Below are 21,258 nucleotides of genomic sequence, written 5' to 3' on the forward strand. Positions count from 1 at the left end.
CCGTTGAACCGCTTGCGAAAGCCGCGCCTCTGGCTGACACATGGGCGAATGCATCGGACCACCGGAGCCACAGCCTGATGTCCGATTCCGCCCCGGGGGAGGCGAAGGCGGGCGAGGTCCCATCCCGGGGGCTGGGCTTCCTGCTGCTCTACGCCCTGGCCTGGGGCGGAGGCGTCATCGCCTATGTGCCGCTGCTGACCCTGATCCTGCCGGTCAAGATCGAGGCCATCGCTCCTGACGACAAGGTCGCCCTGCTCAGCCTGACCACCCTGCTGGGCGCCGTGGTGGCCAGCGCCATGAACGTCCTGATCGGCATGGCCAGCGACCATACGGTGATGCGTGAGCGGGGGCGCAGGCCCTGGGTGGCTCTGGGGCTGGTCCTGACCCTGATCTCCTATGCCGTGCTGCACGCCGCGACGACGCCGGTCGCCCTGGTGATGGGGGTGATGCTGTTCCAGGCCGCGCTCAACCTGATGCTGGCCCCGCTCAGCGCCGTGCCGGCGGATGAGATTCCCGACACCCAGAAGGGCCTCGTCGGGGGGCTGATGGGGGCGGTCTATACCTTCGGCGCCCTGGCGGGGATGGTGGTCACCGCCTCGCCCTGGTTCTCGGAGCGGATGCAGCTGACCATTGCGGGCGTGCTGGTCTCGGCGGGCGTGCTGCCCTTCCTGCTGCTGAGCCGCAAGCGGGGGCCCATCGTCCCGGCCTCGGCGCCGATGATCCGCGCCGGGAGCCGCCGCAAGCACAACCTGATCCGCATCTGGATCGCCCGGCTGCTGGTGCAGATCTCGGGCAGCATCTTCTTCGCCTATCTGCTCTTCTATTTCGAGACGGTGGACCGGACGGGGCTGGCCTTCGCCGGTGGCGACATCACCAGCCAGGTGGCCTGGCTGGCGGGGTCGGTGACGGTGGTGCTGGCGCCTCTGGCGATCGCCACCGGCCGGGTGTCCGATGCGGTGCGGTCGAGAAAGCCCTTCCTGGTGGTCACCGCCGCCATGGTCACGGTCGGCCTCCTGACCATGGCGCTGGCGCCGCAATGGGGGCCGGCGGCGATGGGCTATGTGCTGTTCGCCTGTGGGTGCGCCCTGTTCCTCGCCCTTCAGAGCGCCTACGCCATGCAACTCCTGATCACGCCCGAGCATCGCGGGCGAGACATGGGGGTGCTCAATCTGACGAACACCATCCCGGCCCTTATCGCGCCGTCGATGGCCTATCTGATGGCGGGGGAGGGGGACTTCACCCTGCTTCTTCTGGTGCTGGCGGGACTCACCGGCGTCGCCCTGATCCTCTGTCTTCAGGTTCGCGACGAGGCCTGAATGACCCGCGAAGAGGTTGAAACTCGACGGTTCGTCGATTGTTTCGCGTCTGAAATCAACGTCCTGTGGCCGCCGAGCGGGACTGTAACCATTTGTGGCTTCTTTGGGGTTGTGAACGCTCTCAACCCGTGTTCTATCTTGAGCATGAGGGGGCGAAGACCCTCCAGGGACGGAAACAGAGGAGCAGCAGACACACGGAATCTGAAGACGTCTTTCCAGACATGCGGCGCGCCGAAAGGTTTCGGGGCCGCGGGAAGATCGACTTTTGAGGATCGTCAGCCGCCAGATCGGCCCTGAAGAGGGTCAAATCGGTTCGGATGAGGTGAGCGAATGCTCACGGGCTGCTTTGCGGCCTTCGATCAACTGTGTCTGATCTGAACTCTCTGCAATTCCAGTCTCAGGCGAATCTGGAGGGCGAATGCAGAGTATCGGTCAGCGTCGTTTGCGTCACAGTGTGTCGATCAGCGTTATCGCGCTGGTCGCGACGCAGATGTTTGGCGCGCCCGCATGGGCGGCCGAGGGCGTTCCAGCGCCCGCGACGACTGCCGTCTCCGCCTCGGCCCAGGCCCCGGGCCGGACCCCCGCCCAGACGCGCGCCGCCGGTCTGGTCGCCCAGATGACGCGCGAGGAGAAGCTGTCTCTGGTGCACGGCTATTTCCCGCCCTGGGCCGACCGCACCCCCGGAGCCCCGGTCGCCGAGATGATCCCTTCGGCCGGCTATGTGCCCGGCATCCCGCGCCTGGGCATTCCCGCCCTGCGTGAAAGCGACGCCAGCCTGGGTGTCGCCAACCAAGTCGAGCAGCGCAAGGGCGACGTCGCCACGGCCCTGCCGTCGAGTCTTGCCACCGCCGCCACCTTCGACCCCGAGATCGCCCACGCCGGCGGCGTCATGATCGGCTCGGAAGCCCGGTCCAAGACCTTCAACGTCCTGCTGGCCGGCGGGGTCAACCTGACCCGTGACCCGTGGAACGGCCGCAATTTCGAATATCTGGGCGAGGATCCGCTGCTGGCCGGGACGTTGGCCGGCGCGCATATCATGGGAGTCCAGTCGAACAATATCGTTTCCACGATCAAGCATTTCGCCTTCAACAGCCAGGAAACCGGCCGGATGATCATGGACGCCCGTCTCGACGAGGCGTCCCTGCGTGAAAGCGACCTGCTGGCCTTCCAGATCGCCATCGAACGCGGCCATCCGGGCTCGGTGATGTGCGCCTACAACCGCATCAACGGCGATTACGCCTGCGAGAACGACTTCCTGCTCAACCAGGTGCTCAAGCGCGACTGGAACTATCCGGGCTGGGTCATGTCCGACTGGGGCGCGGTCCATTCGACCGAGAAGGCCGCGATCAACGGGCTGGACCAGGCGTCCGGTCAGGAACTGGACCGCGCGCTCTTCTTCGCCGCCCCACTTGCCGAGGCCGTGGCGGCCGGACGGGTGCCTGAAGCTCGGCTGGACGACATGGTCACGCGCATCCTGGTCGGGATGATCGAGACCGGCGCCATGGACCATCCGGTGTCGACGACGGCGGAAACGCCCGACTACGCCGCCCACGCCGAGGTCGCCCAGCGTGCGGCCGAGGCCGGGATCGTCCTGCTCAAGAACGACGCCGGCGCCCTGCCTCTGATGGCGACGGCGAAGCGGATCGTGCTGATCGGCGGCCATGCCGACGTCGGCGTCCTGTCGGGCGGCGGCTCGTCACAGGTGCGGTCGGTCGGCGGGGCTCCGGTCGAGATTCCGCTGACCTCGGGCGCGGCGTCCTCGTTCGCCCGCGTCACCTGGCATGCTTCCTCGCCGCTCAACGCGATCAAGGCGACGGCGCCCGACGCGGAAGTCGTCTTCGTCTCCGGAACCGACCATGCCGCCGCCGCCCGGGCCGCACGTGGCGCCGACGCCGTCGTGGTCTTCGCCACCCAGTGGACGACCGAGGCCCAGGATGTCGAGACCCTGTCTCTTCCCGATGATCAGGACGCCCTGATCGCCGCCGTCGCCGCCGCCAATCCGCACACCACCGTGGTGCTGGAGACGGGCGGGCCGGTGCTGATGCCCTGGATCGACGCCGTCCCGGCCGTGGTCCAGGCCTGGTACCCGGGCCAGAGGGGCGGCGAGGCCATCGCCCGCATCCTGTTCGGTCAGGTCAATCCGTCCGGCCGCCTGCCCATCACCTTCCCGCGCAGCGCCGACCAGCCGCCGCGCCCGACCGTGCCGGGTCTGGAGGCCATGAAGGCGCATGACGAGGCCTCGAACGCCGGTTCGGGTTCGTCGATCGTCTTCGCGCCCTTCCCGGTGGAATACCCGGAGGGCTCCGACGTCGGCTATCGCTGGTACGAGCGCGAGGGCAGGGCGCCCCTGTTCCCGTTCGGCCATGGCCTCAGCTACACGAGCTTCCAGTACGGCGACCTGCGCGTCGAGGGGGGCTCCGGCCTGACGGTCAGCTTCAACGTCACCAACACCGGCGACCGTGAGGGGACCGACGTGCCCCAGCTCTATGTCGCCGCCGACGGTTCGGGTCACGCGCGCCGCCTGGCCGGCTGGTCGCGGGTGACGCTGAAGCCGGGCGAGAGCCACCGCGTCACCATCACCGCCGAGCCCCGCATCCTGGCCGAGTACGACACCTCGACGCCCGGCTGGCGGATCGCGGCGGGACCCTATCGCGTCCACATCGGACACGACGCCCTGGATAACGAACTCGGGGGAGAGGCGACCTTGTCTTCACAGACACTGAAGCCCTGACGCCGGAAACACTACGGACCAAGCCGCACAGAGAGGCGGCGCACACGGAGGAGGAGACGACCATGAGACTGCAAAAACGATCCATTCTGACGGCCTTGCTGGCCAGTACGGCCCTGGCCTCGCCGGCCTTCGCCCAATCGTCCGGGCAGACCGATCCGGAGGCGACGACCGTCGACGAGATTGTCGTAACCGGTATCCGCGGCTCGCAGGAGCAGGCGATCAATATCAAGCGCAACACCACCGCCGTGGTCGATGCGATTTCGGCGGAAGACATCGGCAAGCTGCCCGACGTCACGGTCGCCGACGCCCTGCAGCGGATCGGGGGCGTCCAGATCCGGCGCACGGCCGGCGAGGGCGCCACGGTCAATATTCGCGGCCTGCCCCAGGTCGTGACCCTGATGAACGGCGAACAATATCTGACGCCGGGCAACCTCGGCACCGCCCAGCCCGATCTGAACGACATTCCCGCCCAGCTGATGAACTCGCTGGTCGTGTACAAGTCGATGGATGTGCGCAACGCCCTGTCGGGCATCTCGGGCACGATCGACCTGCGCACCCAGCGGCCCCTCAACTTCAAGGAGGGCCTGACCACCGCCCTGGCGCCGGAATACGCCACCGGCGAGGACACGCGTCAGGACGACTATCTGTTCAACGCCCTGCTCAACTGGCGCAACGACCGCTTCGGCGTCATGGTCGCCGCAGTCCAGCAGGAAGCCAACCTGGGCAACAATTACTCCGGCATTTCCCAGGGCGTGTTCGGTAACAACGACTGGGGCGGCACGGACAACAACTGGATCTCGCCGCACGGCTACGACACCTTCCACCGCGAGGTCGAGCGCAAGCGGACCGGCGTCAACGCCGCCTTCACCTGGCAGATCGACGACGGCTTCGAACTGACCGGCGAGTTCTTCTATACCAAGCTGGAAGAGCATGACCGCGCCGCCGGCCTGAACATCTCCAATCGCTGGAACGGCCTGACCTGGACGACCCCGACGGCCTTCACGACCACGGGCGTCAACGGCTCCAACGGCAACCCGTGGCTGGACGTGACCGAGTACGATCTCGACGTCTGGTGGATGAACTCCTTCACGGTGAACCGCACCAAGAACAACGACTCCAAGAACTTCAATCTCGAGCTGAACTACGACAAGGGCGGTCCCTTCACCTTCTCGGCTCGCGCCATTCACGCCGAGGCCTCGCTGCTCAGCATGAACGGCCAGGTCCAGGGCGATCTGTCCAACTGGCAGTATGCGCCTGACCGGTCCTTCACCCTGTTCCGCGATACGGCCGACCGGACGCGCGGGCCCTTCTATTCGGCGGCGATCGCCGCCCAGTATCCGGCCTCGCAATACTCCAACGGAATCGTCGGATCGGCGGGCGGTCGCTACATCAACCCGAACCCGCTGGGGATCGGCAACGACCCGCAGATCCACCTGAACATCGGTGGCGGCCAGACGGTCTGGAGCAACTTCAACAACCCGATCGTCGGCGGCCTGGGCAATGTGCCCCTGGCCCAGTACATGGCCAACCAGGACAGCTACGCCGTCGCGGCCTATTCGTCGGAAGGCAACCAGCGTAACCAGTCCGACCTCAGCGCCGTGCGCATGGACGGTAGTTACGAGTTCCAGGCCGAGCCGCTGCTGGGCTTCGTCAACAAGATCGACGTCGGCCTGCGTCACTCGGATCGCCAGGTCTCGATCGAAAACTTCCACCTGTTCTCGGACGTCAACGGCTGTTCGGTTCAGTGGAAGGCGATCGACGTCGTCATGAACCAGAACCAGTGCTCGGCCGGCGAGCAGGTGCCGAACCCGGCGTTCAACCCGGCCCTGCCGGTCAGCACCACCAACCCGACGACGGTGTTCCAGGGCTACACGGTCAACCGGCCGACCAAGCTCTATACGAACAACAACACCTACTTCCTGGACAACTACGGCTCGATCACCAGCGGCCTGCCGGGCGTCTGGGTCGTGGATCCGCGCGACTTCGACGATATCGTGTCCTTCCAGCAGCGCGTCTTCGGCAGCGCCTATGAAGTCATCATTCCGGGCAACACCTATGACGTCGATCTGTACGAGGACAGCGGCTATCTGAACGCCAACATCGGCTTCGGAAACCTGCACGGCGACATCGGCGTCCGCGCCATCCGCACCCAGTTGCACGTGCGTCAGAACCAGACCGGCGACACCCGCAACTACGGTGACACCAACCTGGATGTCGGCGACACCATCTCCAAGCGGGCCTACACCGACTATCTGCCGTCGGTGAACATGGTCTACGACTTCACCGACCGGCTGAAGCTGCACGCGGCCTACAACAAGACCATGATCCCGCTGGATCTGGGCGCCTACGGCGGCGGCGTCACCATCTCGACGGCCGACTCGGCCGGCCCGACCGCGGCCGATCCGACCGCTCCGCCGCTCGGCATCCGCCGCGTCACCGGCGCGACCTTCGCGGGCAGCCCCGACCTGAACCCCTGGCGGTCGAACAACTACGACCTGACCCTGGAATACTACATGGGCCGGGCGACGATGTTCAGCATCGCCCTGTTCAAACTGGAGATCGAGAGCTTCGTGACCCGGGCCACGGTTCCGGGCGGCCGGTTCCCGGACGGCGACGGCATCATTCGCCGCGACGTGCCGGTCAACATGCCGGTGCAGGGCGAGGGCGGTTCGCTGCAGGGCGTCGAACTGGGGGCCAAGCTGGCCGTCAGCGACATCTGGGACACCGACAGCTTCATCCGGGACTTCGGCTTCGACGGCAGTTTCACCTATTCGGACAGCTCCCAGAACGCCCAGAACCTGTCCGGCGAGGACCTGCCGTTCCCGGATAACTCCGAGTACTCGGTCAACGCCGCGGTCTGGTACCAGAGCGACAAGCTGCAGGCGCGGGTGGCCTACAACTACCGCACGCCTCGGCTGCAGAGCACCTTCGGCGCCATCCCGATCTACCAGGACACGGCCCAGTATGTGGACGTCAACGTCACCTATAACCTGACCGAGAACGTCACCCTCTACGCCAACGGCTCCAACGTTCTGGGCGAGATCGAGGAATACTACCTCGAGTTCGAGAAGGGGGCGGAGCAGTTCCACTCCCGCAACGAGTTCGAACCCCGCTGGTCGATCGGCGCGCGGGCCAAGTTCTAACCACCACCCCTGGACCCTGGCCGACGACGACGTTCGCGTTGTCGTCGGCCGATTTTTTCGCGTAATCCTCCAGGATCAGCTTGCGTCAGACAGGCGAGGAAACGGCCATGAACACAGCGTCTGGCGACAGACTTTCCCCGAACGCCATCCGTCGGGTGGTGATCGTCGGCGGCGGCACGGCGGGCTGGATGACGGCCGCGGCCCTGAGCCAGCACCTGCGGCACACCGGCGTGCGCATCACCGTGGTCGAGTCGTCCGAGATCGGCACGATCGGCGTCGGCGAAGCGACCATTCCGACCATCCGCCGCTTCTACGCACAGCTCGGCATGACCGACGCCGAGGTGATGACGGCGACCCAGGCCAGCTGCAAGCTCGGCATCCGCTTCACCGGCTGGAGTGGCGCCGGGTCGGACTTCATCCACCCCTTCGGCCTGTACGGACAGGACCTGCGCGGGGTGGGTTTCCACCACTACTGGGCCAAGCAGCGCCAGACGGGCGACCAGACGCCGCTGGCGGCCTATTCCCTGGGCGCAGCCCTGGCCTTCGGCGGCAAATTCATCGAGCCGTCGCCGACGCCGCCGTCGTCCCTGTCGGTGTTCGACTGGGCCCTGCATCTGGACGCCTCCCTGTTCGCCCAGCACTTGCGTAGGTACGCCGAGGCCAGCGGCGTCGAGCGCATCGACGCCCGCATCGTTGATGTCCAGCTGCGCCCCGAAGATGGGTTCGTGCGGGCCGTGACCCTGGGCGACGGGCGCGAGGTCGAGGGCGATCTGTTCGTCGACTGCTCGGGCTTCCGCGGTCTGCTGATCGGCGAGGCCCTCGGCTCGGCCTATGAGGACTGGGGTCAGTGGCTGGCCTGCGACGCCGCCTTCGCCGTGCAGAGCGAGAACGGCCCGGGCATGGAGCCCCATCCCTATACCCAGGTCACCGCCCATGCGGCGGGCTGGCAGTGGGGCATTCCGCTGCGCCACCGCGCCGGCAACGGCCTGGTCTTCTCCAGCGCCCATATGACCGACCAGCAGGCGCTGGACGCCCTGATGCCCAATCTGATGGGCAAGCCCCTGATGGAGCCGCGCCGTATCGGCTTCCGTCCCGGCCGCCGCGACCGGGCATGGGTCAAGAACTGCGTCTCCATCGGCCTGTCCGCGGGCTTCCTGGAACCGCTGGAAAGCACCAGCATCGCCCTGATCGAGAACGGCATCGAGCGGCTCAAGTCCCTGTTCCCGGACAAGACCTTCGCCCCCTCGATCATCGACGAGTTCAACGACCAGTCGGCGCGCGAGATGGAGCGCACCCGCGACTTCATCATCCTGCACTACTGGCTGAACGGCCGCGACGAACCCTTCTGGCAGGAGCGGCGCGAGGCGGCCATTCCCGACACCCTGGCCCGCAAGGTCGAGCTCTGGAAGGCGAGGGGACAGTTCGTCCGCTATCGCTGGGAGATGTTCCACCCGGCCAGCTGGCTGGCCATCTACGACGGCTTCGGCGTCCTGCCCGAACAGCTGGATCCCGCGGTCGAGGGGCTGGACCCCGGCCAGCTCGCCAACAGCCTTCACCAGATGAAGGCGTCGGTCGCCGAGACCGTCGCCCGCACCCCGAGCCACGCCGCCTTCCTGGCGCGGCTCGACCGACCTGTAGCCGCTTGAGAGACACGCTGATGGCCAACAATCCCCACCGCCCGATCCGCAAGATCTGCATCGTCGGCGGCGGCACCGCCGGCTGGATGGCCGCGGCCCTGATGTCCGAGCACTTCAAGGGAACGATGGGCGCCATCGAGGTGGTCGAGTCCGACGACATTTCGACCGTCGGGGTGGGTGAATCGACCGTTCCGCCCCTGCTCGAGCTGATCGCCAAGCTGGGTATCAACGAACAGGAATTCATCCGCGAGACCCAGGGCACTTTCAAGCTGGGCATCGACTTCCGCGACTGGCGGGTGAAGGGCGAGAACTATTTCCACCCGTTCGGCGATCTCGGCGCGCGGGTCGATCTGTCCGACTTCTACCAGCTGTGGCTCAAGGCCAGGGCCAACGGCTATCAGGGGCCGCTGCAGGACTTCGCCCCCGCCGCCGTGATGGCGCGCGAGCGCAAATTCATGCTGCCGTACAAGGCTCCGAACACCCCGATCGCCAGCGCCAGCTATGCGCTGCATTTCGATGCCAAGCTGGTGGCCCGCTATCTGCGCAAATACGCCGAGGCGCGGGGCGTGAAGCGCACCGAGGGCATGGTTCAGGACGTCGCCCTGCTGCCGAACGGCTTTGTCGAGAAGCTGATCCTCAAGGACGGCCGGACCATCGACGCGGACTTCTTCATCGACTGCTCGGGCTTCCGCAGCCTGCTGATCGGCAAGGCGATGCAGACCGGTTTCCACGACTGGTCCGACTGGCTGCTGTGCGACCGGGCCGTGGCCCTGCAGATCGAGAACGAGACCCCGCCCATGCCGGTCACCCGGGCTCAGGCCATGGACTGCGGCTGGCGCTGGGTCATCCCGCTGCAGCACCGCAGCGGCACGGGCTATGTCTTCTCCAGCAAGCATCTGAGCGATGACGAGGCGACCGCGGCCCTGCTGGCCCAGTGCGAGGGCAAGCCCGTGACCAAGCCGTGGATCGTGCCGTTCAAGACGGGCGTGCGGGAGAAGCTGTGGGAGAAGAACGTTCTCGGTATCGGCCTGGCGGGCGGCTTCATCGAGCCGCTGGAATCCACCGCGATCCATCTGATCTATCGCGGCATGGACTTCTTCTTCCGCTTCCTGCCCGACCGCGACTGCGATCCGGCCCTGGCCGCCGAGTACAATCGCCGCATGATCGCCGACTACGAGGAGATCCGCGACTTCGTGATCCTGCACTACTGCACGACCCAGAGGGAAGACACGCCCTTCTGGCGCGAGGTGAAGGCCATGGAGCCGCCGGCCTCCCTGAAGCGCAAGATCGAGCTGTTCCGCGTCAACGGGACGCGAGCGGAGGGCCTGGACGAGCTGTTCCGCGCCGTCAGCTGGCAGTCGGTGATGGAGGGGATGGGCGTCCATCCGCGCGGCTATCACCCGCTGGTCGACCGCATTCCGTTCGAGAACGTGCCCGAGCAGCTGGATCACGCGCGGGAAATGCTCCGCCGCGTCGTCGCCGACCTGCCCACCCAGGAAGAGTTCATCGCCCGGCACTGTGCGGCGGTGACGCCGGAAATGGCGGCCTGAATCGTATGATCTTTGCCGGGACGGGCGCGGCGGGATCGGCTAGCGTGACCTTATGAGTGGACTCAGCGGACAGCCGGGGAACGGAACAGCGTGCGTCGCCCGGTAACGATCAAACACGTCGCCGCCGAGGCCGGGGTCTCGCTGCAGACCGTCTCGCGGGTCATCAACAATGGGCCCAACGTCCGTCCGGAGGTGCGTGAGCGCGTCAATGAAGCCGTGGCCAAGCTGGGCTATGTGCCCAGTATCGCGGCCCAGCGCATGGGCGGCTCGCGGTCCTGGCTGCTGCTGGCCCTGAACGACCGTGACCGCACCATCGAGGGCTGGCGTCTGGGCGAGGGCACCGACTGGGTCGATAAGATGCTGATGGGCGGGATGCTGGAGTGCGCCGAGCACGGCTACCGCATGATCTTCGAACTGGTCGACACCCATTCGAACCATGTCGAGCGCGAGGTTCGGGCGGCGATCTCGGCCCTTCACCCCGACGGCGTCATCCTGACCCCGCCACATTCCGACAATCCGCTGATCATCGACCTGCTGGTCCAGCTGGGCCTGCCGTTCGCGCGGATCGGCTCGGTCGTCGACGGCCCAGGCTTCGCCATCACCATGGACGACCGCGCGGCGGGCAAGGCCGCGACGGATCACCTGCTGGACCTCGGGCACACCCGCATCGGCTTCATCACCGGCAGCGACGAATGGGCCATCAGCGGGGCGCGTCTGGACGGCTACAAACAGGCGATGACGGAGCGAGGCCTGGCCATCGACGAGGCCCTGATCGGGCGCGGCGACTTCTCGTTCGAATCCGGCACGGCGGCGATGGAGGCCTTCTGCGAACTGGCTGAGCCCCCGACGGCCCTGGTGGCCTCCAATGACCAGATGGGGCTGGCGGCGCTGCGGGTCATCAACAGCCGGGGGCTGAAGTCGCCCGAGAACCTGGCCATCGTCAGCTTCGACGACACCCCCATCGTCAAATTCAGTCATCCGCCCCTGACGGCCATCGTCCAGCCTATTGCGGCGATGACGGCCGAAGCCTCGCGCCTCTTGATCCGGGCCAAGGCGGGGGACGCTGATCTGCCCGATGCGGTGGTCGTGCCCTTCGGTCTGGCGATCCGGGACTCCACTCGGCGCGCCTGAGGCCCTACACCGACGTCAAAACAAGACTCGGAGGCGACCCCCAATGGCGAATGCGCGAGCCTATCTGCCCGGCTTCGGCAATCACGGCGTGTCAGAGGCCGTGCCCGGCGCCCTGCCGGAGGGCCAGAACTCGCCCCAGCGCGCGCCGTTCGGCCTCTATGCCGAGCAGCTGTCCGGCACGGCCTTCACCGCCCCGCGGCACGAGAACCGGCGCAGCTGGCTCTATCGCCTGCGCCCGACCGCCAACCATCCGCCGTTCCAGCCGTGGCTGGGCGGTAGTCTGCTCAAATCCGGTCCGTTCGAGCGGCCGCCGACGCCCAACCGGTTGCGTTGGGATCCTCTGCCCATGCCGACGGCGCCGACCGACTTCGTGGAGGGTCTGGTCACCTATGGCGGCAACGGCGAGGTGGGCCAGAACGCCGGCATCGGCGTGCACCTCTACGCCTGCAACCGCTCCATGGAGGGGCGGGTCTTCTTCAACGCCGATGGCGAACTGCTGATCGTGCCGCAGGAAGGCGGGCTGGTGATCACCACCGAATTCGGGATCATCGACCTGGAGCCGGAGCAGATCGCGGTCATCCCGCGCGGCGTCCGCATCCGCGTCGCCCTGATGGGGCCGCAGGCGCGGGGATACATCTGCGAGAACTATGGCGCCCTGTTCCGCCTGCCGGACCTCGGCCCGATCGGCTCCAACGGCCTGGCCAATCCGCGCGACTTCGAAACGCCGATCGCGGCCTATGAGGACGTCGAGGGCGGGGTCGAGCTGATCCAGAAATTCCAGGGTGAGCTGTGGTCCACGATGCTGGACCATTCGCCGTTCGACGTGGTCGCCTGGCACGGCAATCTGGCGCCCTATCGCTATGACCTGCGGCGGTTCAACACGATCAACACGGTCAGCTACGACCACCCCGATCCGTCGATCTTCACGGTCCTGACCAGTCCGTCGGACACACCGGGGACGGCCAACTGCGACTTCGTCATCTTCCCGCCGCGCTGGATGGTGGCCGAGGCGACGTTCCGGCCGCCGTGGTTCCACCGCAACGTGATGAGCGAGTTCATGGGGCTGATCCACGGCGCCTATGACGCCAAGGAGGGCGGCTTCGCCCCCGGCGGCGCTTCGCTGCACAATTGTATGAGCGGTCACGGGCCGGATCAGGCCAGCTACGTCAAGGCGGTCGAGGCGGACCTCAAGCCGATGAAGATCGAGAACACCATGGCCTTCATGTTCGAGAGCCGCTGGGTCATCCGCCCGACGGACCACGCCATGGAGGCCCCGACCATGCAGCTGGACTATGACGACGTCTGGTCGGATTTCGACAAGGGCAAGCCGACGGGGTAGGGCGGCAAACGACCGGCCCGGCGAGGTGACTGGTGGTGAATACGCCGGACCGGCCGCCGCAAGGCGAGGCTCAAGGTCTTTTGGACTGTGGGCCATGCCCTGAAGATGATCTTGCAGATCAATGTGACGGCTGTCACCTAACTTTGGTTATATTTACCAACAATTTCAAATAGACACGGCCAGCGGGTAATGTTCCGTTGTTCCCGTTTCGGCTATGAAGCGGCCATTCGGACCCGGATCGGAGCCTGGGTCCTGGCCCCTTTGGATCGCGCCATGCGCGGCGAAGGCGTGGCGAAAAGGAAAAGGCCGGGGAGGGGGCTCCCCGGCCTTTTCTGTTTCAGGAACTCCGCGCGCCTCAGGAGGCGGCGGCTTCCGCACGGACGGGCAGGGTCCAGTTCGGGCGGATGAAGTGGCAGGTATAGCCGTCGGGCAGGCGCTCCAGATAATCCTGGTGCTCGGGCTCGGCCTCCCAGAAAGGGCCGGCCGCCGTTACCTCGGTCACCACCTTGCCGGGCCAGATGCCCGAGGCGTCGACATCGGCGATCGTGTCCAGCGCGACCGCCTTCTGCTCGTCCGAGGTGTAGAAGATGGCCGAGCGGTAGCTGGTCCCGATGTCATTGCCCTGACGGTTCAGGGTCGACGGATCGTGGATCTGGAAGAAGAACTCCAGCAGGCGGCGATAGGTGATGACCTCGGGATCGAAGATGATCTCGATGGCCTCGGCGTGGGTCCCGTGGTTGCGATAGGTGGCGTTGGGCACGTCGCCGCCGGAATAGCCGACGCGGGTCTCCAGCACGCCCGGATAGCGGCGCAGCAGGTCCTGCACGCCCCAGAAACAGCCTCCGGCCAGGATCGCGGTTTCGGTTTTGGCCATGTCTGTCGCTCCTTGATCAGTTCGCACGGATAGATAGGACGCGCCGCCGTCCGGAAAAAGGGGCCGCCTGGATCGAACCGGCGAGGAACGGCGCGCTTCGTCACGGGTTTCCGCAGTCCACGGAGACAGAGATGGCCCGATACTTCTTCCACACGCTCGACGGCGAATGCGTTCGCGATGAACTGGGCGAGGAGCTCGCCGGCGACGACGCCGCCCGGGAGGAGGCGCTGGTCGTCTTCGGGGAACTGCTGCAGCACTGCGGTCACAAATTCTGGCACTCAGGCACGTTCAGCGTGATCGCCACCAACGAGCAGCGGGAGGTCGTCATCGCCCTCACGGCCCAGGCCTCGACGGACCTGCCCGACGATGATCGCGCCTCTGCCCTGGTCGGCTAGATGAAGAACGCCCTGATCGAAAAACTGGCGCGCCGCGACGTTCTGGACGCGGTCGAGGAGGCCGCGATGGAGCGGGTGCTGGGACCATCGATCCGAGTGCCGGCCGGCCGTGACATCGTCAGCGAACACGTGCGCGTCGAACAGAGCACCCTGATCATCAGCGGGTTTACGGCCCGCTACACCACCCTGGCGAACGGGCGGCGGCAGATCACCGAGATCAACATCACCGGCGACTTCATCGACCTGCACAGCCTCCTGATGAAGCAGATGGACCACGGCATCGTCGCCCTGACGGACTGCGTGATCGTCCACGCCAGCCACGCCGATCTGCGCAAGCTCATCGACGCCCATGGCCATCTGGCGCGCCTCTTGTGGCTCGACACGGTGATCGACGCGGCCATCCACCGGCAGTGGCTGGTGGCCATGGGCCGGCGCAGCGCACTGGCGCACCTCTGCCATCTGCTCTGCGAGATGTATCTCCGGCTTGAGGTCGTCGGGCAGGCTTGCCACCAGACGTTCGACCTGCCGCTCAGCCAGGCGGTGCTGGGCGATGCGCTCGGCCTGTCGACGGTCCACGTGAACCGGCTGATCGGCGAGCTTCGGTCCGAGGAGATCATCAGCTGGACCGGTGCGCGGATCACCATTCTGCAATGGCATCGGCTGGCCGAGATCGCGGAGTTCGACCCCACCTATCTGCGTCTGCACCGCGAACCCACCTGAGAAACGAAGTGGGATTCACCTATGTTAATGCGCGCGGGAGTGGAGCGTCGCATCGGCGAGGGATGATTTCTGATTTCCTCGATTCGGACGAACCCGGTCCGCCGTCTGTCGCCGCCAAGGGACTGCGGCGTGAGGCGGGGGTCGGCCCGGCCCGGGTCGAGGCCGGCGTTTTCATCGAAACCTCTCCGGCCGGGCGGCTGGCGCGGGTCGTCGGGCCGGGCGAGCCGATCCAGGACGAAGGCGTCTGGGCGACGGACGGGCGGTTTCGCGAATTGGACGCCGATCCCGCCGATCCGCGACAGGCCGCCGCCGTGGATCGCCGCGTCCGGGTCTTCAAGGCCCGGCTGGACTGTCTGATGTCCCACGCCGGCGCCGCCCGCCTGGCCGACCTTCTGGCCACGGTCCATGACCGGACGCAGGACGAGCGGCTGGCCATCACCCAGCAGGAGCTTGGCGCCTTGGTCGGCCTGCGCCGTGCGACGGTCAATGAGGCGCTTCAGGCCCTGCAGGACCGCAAGATCGTCCGCATCGGTCGGGGTCGGGTGGACATCTGCAACCCGGAGGGTCTGGCCGCGGCGGCCTGCGGCTGTGAGAGCGGTCTCGCCGATCCCGACATGGGCTCATAGGCGGAGATCAGGGGAGGGGGCGTGGCGGACAGAGAGGGATTCGAACCCTCGGTAGGCTTTCACCTACACACGCTTTCCAAGCGTGCGCGATCGACCACTCCGCCACCTGTCCGTTTCCACGACATGCCCGAGGGCCGTACGCAGCGCCGGATGGTCTCTCCGGCGGGAGGCGAGGCTGATAGAACAGCCCGCGCACATCGGCAAGCGCCGCGTGGCCCCCGGATGAAGTTTTCAGCGCGGACCGCTCACCCCACCCGGTTCTTCACCAGATCCTCCACCACGCCCGGATCCGCCAGCGTCGATGTATCCCCGAGCGAGCCCAAGTCGTTCTCGGCGATCTTCCTCAGGATCCGCCGCATGATCTTGCCGGAGCGGGTCTTGGGTAGGCCGGGGGCGAACTGGATGGCGTCGGGGGCGGCGATGGGGCCGATTTCGTGGCGGACCTGGGCGATCAGGGCCTTGCGGAGTTCGTCGGAGGGGGTGACGCCGGCGTTGAGGGTGACGAAGGCGTAGATTCCCTGGCCCTTGATGTCGTGGGGGAAGCCGACCACGGCGGCCTCTGCGACGTCGTCGTGCAGGACCAGGGCTGACTCGACTTCGGCGGTGCCCATCCGGTGGCCCGAGACATTGATGACGTCGTCGACCCGGCCGGTGATCCAGTAATAGCCGTCCTCGTCCCGGCGGCACCCGTCGCCGGTGAAATACTTGCCCGGATAGGCGGAGAAGTAGGTGTCGAAGAAGCGCTGGTCGTCTCCCCAGACGCCGCGCATCTGGCCGGGCCAGCTGTCGGTGATGACGAGGTTGCCGCTGTTCGGACCCTCCAGAACCTTGCCGTCCGCGTCGACAAGTTCCAGCTCCACACCGGGCAGGGGTTTGGTCGCCGAGCCGGGCTTGAGGTCGGTGGCGCCGGGCAGGGGGGAGACGAGGATGCCGCCGGTCTCGGTCTGCCACCAGGTGTCGACGATCGGCAGACGGCCCTCGCCGACGACCTCATGATACCAGCGCCAGGCCTCCGGATTGATCGGCTCGCCGACCGAGCCCAGCAGGCGCAGGGACTTGCGGCTGGAGCGTTTCACCGGCGCGTCGCCGTCGCGCATCAGGGCGCGCAGGGCCGTGGGGGCCGTGTAGAAGATCTCGACCTGATGCTTGTCCACGACCGACCAGAAGCGGCCGTTGTCGGGATAGTTGGGCACCCCCTCGAACATCAGGGTCGTGGCGGCATTGGCCAGCGCGCCGTAGACGACATAGGAGTGGCCCGTGACCCAGCCCACGTCGGCGGTGCACCAGAACACCTCGCCGGGTCGGTAGTCGAAGACCAGTTCGTGCGTGTAGCTGGCCCAGAACAGATAGCCGCCGGTGGTGTGCATCACCCCCTTGGGCTTACCGGTCGAGCCCGAGGTGTAGAGGATGAACAGCGGGTCCTCGGCGTTCATCGGCTCGCACGGACAGTCGTCGGCGACGGTCTTCACCGCCTCCTCGAAGCGCACGTCCCGGCCCTCGACGATCGGCACGTCGGCGCCGGTGTGGGCGATGACCAGCACCTTATCGACAGAGACCTTGGTCAGGGCCTCGTCGACATTGGCCTTGAGCGGGATGCGCTTGCCGGCGCGCAGGCCTTCGTCGGCGGTGATGACGACGGTCGAGCCGCAGTCCTCGATGCGGCCGGCGATACTGTCGGGGCTGAAGCCGCCGAAGACGACCGAATGGATGGCGCCGATGCGGGCGCAGGCCAGCATGGCAACGGCGGCCGCCGGGATCATCGGCAGATAGATGGTGACGCGGTCGCCCTTCCGGACGCCCAGGTTCTTGAGCACATTTGCCATGCGGCAGACTTGGGCGTGCAGCTCCGCATAGGTGATGGCGCCCGAGACGGACGGGTCGTCGCCCTCGAAAATGATGGCCGTCTGGTCGGCGCGCTCGGCCAGGTGCCGGTCGATGCAGTTGTACGCGACGTTCAGCACGCCATCGGCGAACCAGTGGATGTGGAAATCGTCCTTGGCGAACGACACGTCCTTGATCTTCGTTGGCGCCTTGACCCAGTCCAGACGCTTCGCCGCCTCGGCCCAGAAGGCGTCCGGCGCAGCCTGCGCCGCGACCCGCGCCGCCTCATAGCCCGCCCGATCCATATGCGCCTTCGCCGCCCATTCGGCGGGCACGGGGTAGAATTCGGTTTCGGTAGTCATCAGCGTCGCCTCGGGTCTCGGTTTCTGCGTGGGCCGTAGGCCCGGAGCGGTTGATTTCCGCCGCCCGCACCGAACATCAAGCCCCGGCCCGGGTCCAGTCCCGCATCGGGCGGCAGGGACGATTTGCACCCCGGACAGTGTCGCGAATCTGACCCGGTCGGGACGAGTTTCTTTTCCGGCGGGGTTTCGGGTTTGTGCGGACTTGTTCGAGGGGCGGGAGTGACCCTAGAGTGTGCTCAGGCATGGGGGCGCCAGTAAACACGGACAGGGCAGGGGCGACGGTTCGTCCCGTGTCAGGCCTGTTCGCGGCGGAGCTGTAATGACGTCGGATCGACGCCAGACCGTGCTGAAGCTGGTTTCAGCGAACCGCGCCCAATCCGTCGGTGACGTCTGGACGCACGAGGCCGCCGACGAGCGCGTGCGTCTCTACTGGCCGGCCGGGATTCTGGTGCGCAGCGAGACTGGCGAACCGGTGATCGCCAATCCCGACTGGGCCGAAGCCTATGAGGCCGGGCGGCGCGCCTTCCTGGCCCAGGCGACGGCTCTGGCGAGCCTGTCCCATCCGAATGTGGGGACGATCCGGACCATCTCCGATCTCGACGACCTGGCGGTGGTGCGGACGACACCGATGGGCGTCAGTCTCGCCGCACGACTCGGTGGCGGGGCGGTGGTCCGGCCCAAGGCGGTGCTGGCCCTCGCCGCTGATCTGGCCGCGGGGCTGGAGGCCATTCACGCCCGGGGGCAGCTGCATCTGAACCTCGCGCCCAATAGCATCGGCGTCGGGACGGGGCGGGCGGTGCTGTACGACCCTTCCGTCGACCGGCGGCGGTTCATCCCTCTCGTCCGGCGTCTCGACGGCCTGTTCCGGCCGGGCCTGGCGCCGTTCGAGGCCCAGGACGCGACCGAGAGCGCGCCCCTGGTTCCCGCGACCGACCTCTATGGCCTGTGCGCCGTCCTCTATCGAGTGATCACGGGACGCGATGCGCCCGACTGGTTCGGCTGGACCGACGAGACCCGACTGTCGGCCCGTCCGGAGGCCGCCGACTATCCGACCGCCTTCATCGCCGCCGTCGAGACGGGGCTGTCGCGCAACGCCGCCGACCGGTTCGCCACCGTCGGTGACTGGCGCGCGGTCGCGGGACTGGCGGAGGCGCCGCCGCTGGAGGGGCGGGTCTGGTTCGATGCGGTGGAGGATCTGAACGTCCCGCCGACCCCGCCCGACGATCTGGCTCTGGCTCCGCCGCCCGTGAAGCCCGACCCCGCGCCGGTGGTCGAGGACCTGGGCGCGCTCCGGCCCACGCCGACGCCGGAGATGCTGTCCTACAAGTTCGGCTCGATCCCATCCGGCGGCAAGCCCGGGCACAGGGTCGGGCGGAACCGGGCGATCGGCGTCGGGGTGATGGCCGCCGCCGCGGGTCTGGTCGCCGTCATGGCCTTCGCGGGCGGCAGATTCAGCGGCGCGCGGCCGGGCACGGGTCCCGCAGATGCCGAAGCCGAGGCCGTCTCTGCTCGGCGCGAACCGCCCAAGGCGCCGGACGGCTGTTCCTGGACCGAGGGCGAGGACGAAAGCGACCTGACCCTGCGCTGCGGCTCGGGCGAGGGGCAGGTGGTTGATCGCGGGACGCTCAGGCCCGGCGACGTGGCCGATGCGACCGCGGGCCAGTCCGCCGCCATGACCCGGCTCGGCGCCTTCTATCTGAGGGACACGCCCGGGCGCGACGAACAGGCCGGGCTGGAGTGGCTGCGCCGCGCGGCCTCGGCCGGCGAGACCTCGGCCATGCTCGACCTCGGCGACTTCTATGAGGTCTCGGCGGGGGAGGAGAGCGGCTCGCCGGCGGTCCTGCGCCAGAGCCTGGACTGGTACCGGATGGTCAATGCGCCGGCTGCTGAGGGATCCTCGGCTCGCATCCCGTCGCCCGATCAGATCCGTCTCGCCGACGAGGGGGCGCTGCGCATCGAGGCGCGGCTGGTCCAGGCCCGCGACGGCGCCTTCGCCGGCTGCTGGCGCTCTGGCGAGATCACGGCGCGGCTGACGATCAAGGACGACCGCTTCGCCTTCGCTGTGGGAGACGGGGAGCCCGCTGTCGGCCAGATCGCCGAGCCGCGCGAGGACGACCGGCTGTTGGTCACCCTCGACGGGCCGAAGTTGATGACCGGCCAGCGCTACCTGCTGACCCGCGACGGGGACGAACTGGTCGAGCGGCGTCTGGACGTGGCCAATTCGGTGGAAAGGTGGACCGCATGTTCCGCCGACTGATCCCTGTTTTGGTTCTCTTGGCGGCGGCCCCGGGCGTGTCGCGGGCCCAGATGGCCGGCGGGCTGCGGCTGGAGAGCGTGGAGACCTGCGCCCAACTGACGACCTTCACCGCCCGCAACCCCGGCTTTGACGGCGCCATGATCGCGGCCAAGCGCGAGGCCCTGGGCGGCTGCGCGCCCCCGCCGCCCCGGATCACGCCCAGACCCGCGCCCGCACGAGCCGCCCCGGCGCCCCGCGTCCGGCCCCACGCCCCCAACCCGCCCATCGCGCGGACTGTGCCGACGCCCGCGCCCGCTCCGCCGCCGGCTCCGACTCCCGTCCCGGTACGTCCGCCGCCCGCCCCGCGTCCGCTCCCCTCGACCATCACGCCCCGGCTGAACGCCCCCACCTCGACCCCGCGCCTGAACACCACCGTCAGTCCGACGGTCGGGCTGAACCTTGCCCCGGTGGACGCCTCGGAAAGCCTGTCCGCCGCTATCCAGGCCCGGGTCCAGGCGCCGATCGTGGCCGCGGCGGCTGCGCCCGAGCCGGAGCCGGTCGCGACCCTGCCGCCGTCCGCTCCCTCCGGCTGCCGTTGGGCCAGCGTCGCCGACGCCGTGCTCGAATGCGGGGAGGGCTCGGGCTGGCGGGTCGTGGAGGGGGCCAACATCACGCCCGACACCGTCGATGCGGCCGCGCGCGGCGACGCCCTGGCGATGGCCAATCTGGGCTATTTCTACGAGGTTCAGCCTGCGCCCATCGGCGACCGCGCCGAGGCCATCCGCCAGTATCGCGGCGCGGCCGACCGGGGCGTGGCGGCGGCCCAGTACAACCTGGCGCTCCTCTATGACGCCGGCGTCCCTGGGGAGGTCCAGCCCGATCCCGATCAGGCCTATCCGCTGTTCCGCAAGGCCGCCGAGGCCGGGATCGTCCCCGCCATGGGCCGTCTGGGCGAATATCTCTATCAGGGCTGGGGCGGCGCCCCGCGCGACGACCGCGAGGCCCGGCTCTGGCTGGAGCGCGCGGGCGACGGCGGCGACCCGCGCGTCCAGTACTACCTCGCCCTCTTCCATCTGGACGGTCTGGCAGGCTTCAAACCCGACCCCATGGCCGCCGCCGCCCTGATGCTGACCTCGGCGCAAGGGGGAGATGCGCGGGCCATGTTCAGGACCGGACAGAATTTTGAGCGCGGGCTCGGCGTCGGCCGGGATCTGGGCGAGGCGACGCGGTGGTACGCCCGGGCGGCCGAGGCCGGCGACCCCGACGCCCGAGCCCGTCTGGCCCAGCTTTCGACCCCCGTCATTCGCCCGATGGCGGGATGGTGAACGGTGACGGAAACTGGCCTTCTTTCTGTCTTCTCGTTCACGTGTGTTCGGG

At 67.6% G+C, this 21,258-nt stretch carries 14 protein-coding genes and 1 tRNA gene; 12 read left to right on the plus strand and 3 right to left on the minus strand.

Annotated features, from left to right (window positions below):
• The first annotated feature begins 77 nt into the window (after positions 1-77).
• From IFJ75_RS05115 to hmgA, 7 genes are all read left to right on the plus strand, one after another.
• Complete coding sequence (locus tag IFJ75_RS05115; protein ID WP_207931555.1) at positions 78-1,316, plus strand: MFS transporter; 1,239 nt, start codon at positions 78-80, stop codon at positions 1,314-1,316.
• A 490-nt stretch (positions 1,317-1,806) separates the two neighbouring features.
• Positions 1,807-4,047, plus strand: coding sequence for a beta-glucosidase family protein (locus IFJ75_RS05120; RefSeq protein WP_207932478.1), 2,241 nt, complete (start codon positions 1,807-1,809; stop codon positions 4,045-4,047).
• A gap of 62 nt (positions 4,048-4,109) precedes the next feature.
• Complete coding sequence (locus tag IFJ75_RS05125) at positions 4,110-7,190, plus strand: TonB-dependent receptor (RefSeq protein ID WP_207931556.1); 3,081 nt, start codon at positions 4,110-4,112, stop codon at positions 7,188-7,190.
• 107 nt (positions 7,191-7,297) lie between these two features.
• Positions 7,298-8,836 (plus strand): tryptophan halogenase family protein, encoded by a 1,539-nt coding sequence (locus tag IFJ75_RS05130; protein ID WP_207931557.1) that lies wholly within the window; start codon positions 7,298-7,300, stop codon positions 8,834-8,836.
• Between the two features lie 11 nt (positions 8,837-8,847).
• The gene (locus tag IFJ75_RS05135; protein WP_207931558.1) at positions 8,848-10,377 is read left to right on the plus strand and encodes a tryptophan halogenase family protein; all 1,530 of its coding nucleotides are present in this window, start codon (positions 8,848-8,850) and stop codon (positions 10,375-10,377) included.
• A gap of 90 nt (positions 10,378-10,467) precedes the next feature.
• Positions 10,468-11,508 (plus strand): LacI family DNA-binding transcriptional regulator, encoded by a 1,041-nt coding sequence (locus IFJ75_RS05140; RefSeq protein WP_207931559.1) that lies wholly within the window; start codon positions 10,468-10,470, stop codon positions 11,506-11,508.
• Positions 11,509-11,551: 43 nt separating this feature from the next.
• On the plus strand, positions 11,552-12,847 hold the full coding sequence (gene hmgA / locus IFJ75_RS05145) for a homogentisate 1,2-dioxygenase (protein ID WP_207931560.1): 1,296 nt from the start codon (positions 11,552-11,554) through the stop codon (positions 12,845-12,847).
• 355 nt (positions 12,848-13,202) lie between these two features.
• Here the strand turns inward: hmgA and msrA are convergent, their stop codons facing one another.
• Positions 13,203-13,721, minus strand: a complete 519-nt coding sequence (gene msrA, locus IFJ75_RS05150) for a peptide-methionine (S)-S-oxide reductase MsrA (RefSeq protein WP_207931561.1) — start codon at positions 13,719-13,721, stop codon at positions 13,203-13,205.
• Positions 13,722-13,852: 131 nt separating this feature from the next.
• Between msrA and IFJ75_RS05155 the strand changes: the two genes are divergently transcribed.
• From IFJ75_RS05155 to IFJ75_RS05165, 3 genes are all read left to right on the plus strand, one after another.
• Complete coding sequence (locus IFJ75_RS05155) at positions 13,853-14,116, plus strand: DUF6894 family protein (protein ID WP_207931562.1); 264 nt, start codon at positions 13,853-13,855, stop codon at positions 14,114-14,116.
• Positions 14,117-14,836, plus strand: coding sequence for a Crp/Fnr family transcriptional regulator (locus tag IFJ75_RS05160; protein WP_207931563.1), 720 nt, complete (start codon positions 14,117-14,119; stop codon positions 14,834-14,836).
• A gap of 62 nt (positions 14,837-14,898) precedes the next feature.
• The gene (locus IFJ75_RS05165) at positions 14,899-15,462 is read left to right on the plus strand and encodes a Crp/Fnr family transcriptional regulator (protein WP_207931564.1); all 564 of its coding nucleotides are present in this window, start codon (positions 14,899-14,901) and stop codon (positions 15,460-15,462) included.
• Between the two features lie 22 nt (positions 15,463-15,484).
• On the opposite strand, the gene IFJ75_RS05170 is transcribed toward IFJ75_RS05165, so the two are convergent.
• Together IFJ75_RS05170 and acs are read right to left on the minus strand one after the other, a co-directional pair.
• Positions 15,485-15,574, minus strand: a tRNA-Ser gene (locus IFJ75_RS05170).
• A 133-nt stretch (positions 15,575-15,707) separates the two neighbouring features.
• Positions 15,708-17,645, minus strand: a complete 1,938-nt coding sequence (acs, locus tag IFJ75_RS05175) for an acetate--CoA ligase (RefSeq protein WP_207931565.1) — start codon at positions 17,643-17,645, stop codon at positions 15,708-15,710.
• A 319-nt stretch (positions 17,646-17,964) separates the two neighbouring features.
• On the opposite strand from acs, the gene IFJ75_RS05180 reads away from it, so the two are divergent.
• A complete protein-coding gene (locus tag IFJ75_RS05180; protein WP_207931566.1) occupies positions 17,965-19,902 on the plus strand; it encodes an SEL1-like repeat-containing protein kinase family protein in 1,938 nt (645 codons plus the stop codon).
• A complete protein-coding gene (locus tag IFJ75_RS05185) occupies positions 19,887-21,206 on the plus strand; it encodes a tetratricopeptide repeat protein (RefSeq protein WP_207931567.1) in 1,320 nt (439 codons plus the stop codon). The genes IFJ75_RS05180 and IFJ75_RS05185 overlap by 16 nt, the downstream gene beginning before the upstream one ends.
• The last annotated feature ends 52 nt before the right edge of the window (positions 21,207-21,258 follow it).

The sequence above is a fragment of the Brevundimonas goettingensis genome (assembly GCF_017487405.1).
Lineage (GTDB): Bacteria > Pseudomonadota > Alphaproteobacteria > Caulobacterales > Caulobacteraceae > Brevundimonas > Brevundimonas goettingensis.